General features: G+C 46.8%; 2 protein-coding genes and 1 pseudogene. All 3 read left to right on the top strand.

Features of this window, described 5'->3' with window-relative positions:
* The first annotated feature begins 428 nt into the window (after positions 1–428).
* Positions 429–1397, top strand: coding sequence for a calcium/sodium antiporter (locus BZJ18_RS16815; protein WP_077458490.1), 969 nt, complete (start codon positions 429–431; stop codon positions 1395–1397).
* 375 nt (positions 1398–1772) lie between these two features.
* Positions 1773–3020, top strand: a complete 1248-nt coding sequence (locus BZJ18_RS16820) for a hypothetical protein (RefSeq protein ID WP_077458492.1) — start codon at positions 1773–1775, stop codon at positions 3018–3020.
* Positions 3021–3025: 5 nt separating this feature from the next.
* Positions 3026–3212 (top strand): annotated as a pseudogene (locus BZJ18_RS17480) (hypothetical protein); the annotation flags it as partial.

Raw genomic sequence — 3212 nt, forward strand, 5'->3', positions numbered from 1 at the left:
ATGTAAACCTTACTGAACAATCCCTCAGAATTAAAAACGATAAAATAATCTTTAAAAAAATAAAACACAAGTTTAAAATCACAAACAAAAAGAAGAAAAATAAAAACATAAAAATAACAACACTTTGCACATGACCGTTAGCCATTTACAAAATTAGCCACTTATATTCATTCGCTATCATATGACGCAATCTAATTTTATCGATTAATAATCGTTATCACTCCTTTTTACATTTAACTGCCATTTATTTTTATGTTGCAAAGCCAAAAATCTGTGTCATTAATACGGGGCTTAACGCGACAGCAAGTTGGCGGTAGAAAACTCACCGACTAGCATTAACGCAATGAATCTTAGTTGTTTCATCCGTTCGGCCGAGGCGCGAGCACATAGGCGATTTAACGACTTTTCTTTTCAACTAAGGTGACAATATGCTGCTTGCAACGTTGGCGATTATTGCTGGGTTTGTACTTCTGATATGGAGTGCGGAAAGGTTTGTGGAAGGCGCGGCGGTGAGTGCCCATTATGCGGGAATGCCGCCTTTATTGATTGGCATGCTGGTCGTGGGCTTTGGTACATCTCTGCCAGAGATTCTAGTGTCGACCATGGCCGCGTTCGATGGTAACTCCGCATTAGCGCTCGGCAATGCGCTGGGCTCCAACATCGTGAATATTACCTTAATTCTCGGGGTAACGGCCCTGATTGCGCCCATTGCGGTCCATTCCACCATCGTCCGCACAGAGCTGCCGATTCTGTTAGCCATCACTCTTGTTATCGGGGTGATGTTGTGGAACTTCACGATTAGCTTCTACGAAGCCTTGCTGCTGATCGCAGGCTTCTTGCTGCTGATCGGCTGGACGGTGTGGCGTGGGATGCGAACCAAAGAAGACACCCTCGCCATCGAGATGGATGCCGAGCTCACTCAGCAAACTCTCTCGCTGAAAAAGGCAATAATGTGGCTGGTGATCGGGCTCGCACTATTAGTTGTTAGCTCACGCATCTTGGTGTGGGGTGCCGTTGAGATCGCCCAACAGCTGGGCGTCAGCGATCTTATTATTGGCTTAACCATAGTCGCATTAGGGACCTCCCTGCCCGAGTTGGCCGCCTCGATTATCGCCGCCCGCAAAGGAGAGCACGATATTGCCGTAGGCAACGTAGTCGGCTCCAATATTTTTAACTCCCTTGCCGTAATTGGTATTGCCGGCGCCATCGAGCCAATTCGCGACATCACTGAAGAAGTCTTCTGGCGAGACTGGATGGTGATGCTCGCCGTGACGGTACTCTTGCTGCTGGTCTCAATGCGCTTTGGCAAAACGCGAGAAATCAACCGCGCCGAAGGGGGATTACTGTTTATATGCTACGTCAGCTACACCTGCTTGCTGATCTATGCCGTGCGGTAGGAAGTTAAGCGTCATACAGTCCTCACACAACACGCTAACGTTGATATGGGCTCTAATGCAGCGCGAGTTAGACCAAGGGGTAAAACCATTTATTCGACACTGATCCAATAAATAAAGCAGCTTTTCTACCATGACCACATTGAGTCGAGCTTTTGTCGCGAATTTTGCTAGCATTGGCCGCTAAAAATAATCATAGCCCCCTTGGCCATGCCATTGAGGGGACTGAGCAATATGCTTTGCTCACTGGTGATACCCGCTTAGTTGGCTCAAGAGAAAACGCAGATGACTTTCTTCACATCGACACAGTCTTATCGTTGTCCATTTTTCAAAAATCCTGAAACATGTAACTGTGCGGCTTGTGTCAATCAAAGATTGATGCAGGAAAGCAAAGAAGCCGTTAAACGTGCAGAGGCAAAGAACTTTGCCAGTGGTGGCTCTATTCCTAGTATCAGTGCTGCATCTGAACCCGCACCAGTTCAAGAAAGCACGCAACAAAAGGTCACTCGTCAACGCAAAGCGCGGATCGAAGAAAGCGAAGATAACTGGCAAAAAACACAAGCTGCTGCATTTGATTTGGCTTGGATGCAATCGCCTAAAACCCAACCTCAGAGTGCACTATGGAAAGCGCTATTTACCGACGATACACCTGAGGAAAAGCAAAAGCTTATCAAGCAAGCGAATACGCACCTCAACGAACCCGTGAGAGAAGGAGAGATCGTTGTTATTCCTACCGCCGAGCCAAGAACCACTAAAGAGAAAGAGGCGCTAAGCGCGCTCCAAGACGAAGCGGCAATAGGCAGCCTAGAGCTGGGAAAACTGAGCGATGATTCTCTTTCATTGGTTAATCGTCATTTGGAGCTACTTGACTATTTTGCTGACGACGCCTTGTGTACCATCGATGAAAGCGAGTCCGGTAAGTATTATGATTATGCCTCTATCGGAGTGGGTATCGCCGCCGGATTTGTTCAAAAACACCTAGAGAATATTCAAGGCATCTTGTCAGAGATCAATGAGCTCTATGTCGACGATTTGGCCAAGAACGGTAAACCCAGTGCCACGTTTTTTGCTCAACGCGCAAGCTTGTTCAAAAAGCTTGATGACTCATTCGCGCGTTTGTCCAAGCGCAGCGTAAAACTCCCCTTATATACCCAAGTTAGGCGTAACCTAAAGCTTTCAACTAAATCCGTCATTCATCACGCTGACGAAATTATTAGCAAAGGCTATGTGAGTAATCTCGGAAAGCGCATCGCGAATATCTCTATTGGGGTAGATGCATCACGCGCTGGTGGTTACGTTGGATTAATGCTAGGTGGTGCAAGTGTCGCAGATAGCATTTATGAAGCCTGTAATGTTGATAGTTATGGTGAATGTGGGAGAACAACTGCACAAAAAGTCGGAGGATTTATGAGCTCAATCCCAGCAGGCACAGTTGGCGGTCAACTTGCGGCTGGCGGAACCGCATTACTTTTGGGAGCCATGGGTATTGCTTCGGCACCGGTAATTGCAGTCGCCGTGCCAGCRGCTTTTGTGGTAGGCGGCCTTACTAGCGGATACTATGGTGGCAAAGCCGGCGAGTATTTGGGCGATAAAGCTTACAACGTTTATGAGTGGATTCTGGAATAACCAATATGTCAACAGCAGAGTGGTGGGAGTTTTTGATTGCAATCCCTGCGCTAATTTTTAGTAGTTACTTTCTTCTTTGGGCAGTACCCGCAGTGTTTATACTTGCGGCCTTGGCGCTTGGTGACATTAAGCGGATTGAGTTTATAGACCAGCAACTAGCAAAGAATAATGAGAAGCTGCATAGCACATTAC

This window comes from Salinivibrio sp. IB872, from assembly GCF_001995345.1.
Taxonomy (GTDB): Bacteria; Pseudomonadota; Gammaproteobacteria; order Enterobacterales; family Vibrionaceae; genus Salinivibrio; species Salinivibrio proteolyticus.

Excerpts from the sequence above, each read along its gene's own strand:
- BZJ18_RS16815 (WP_077458490.1), top strand. The coding sequence starts at position 429 with ATGCTGCTTGCAACGTTGGCGATTATTGCTGGGTTTGTACTTCTGATA.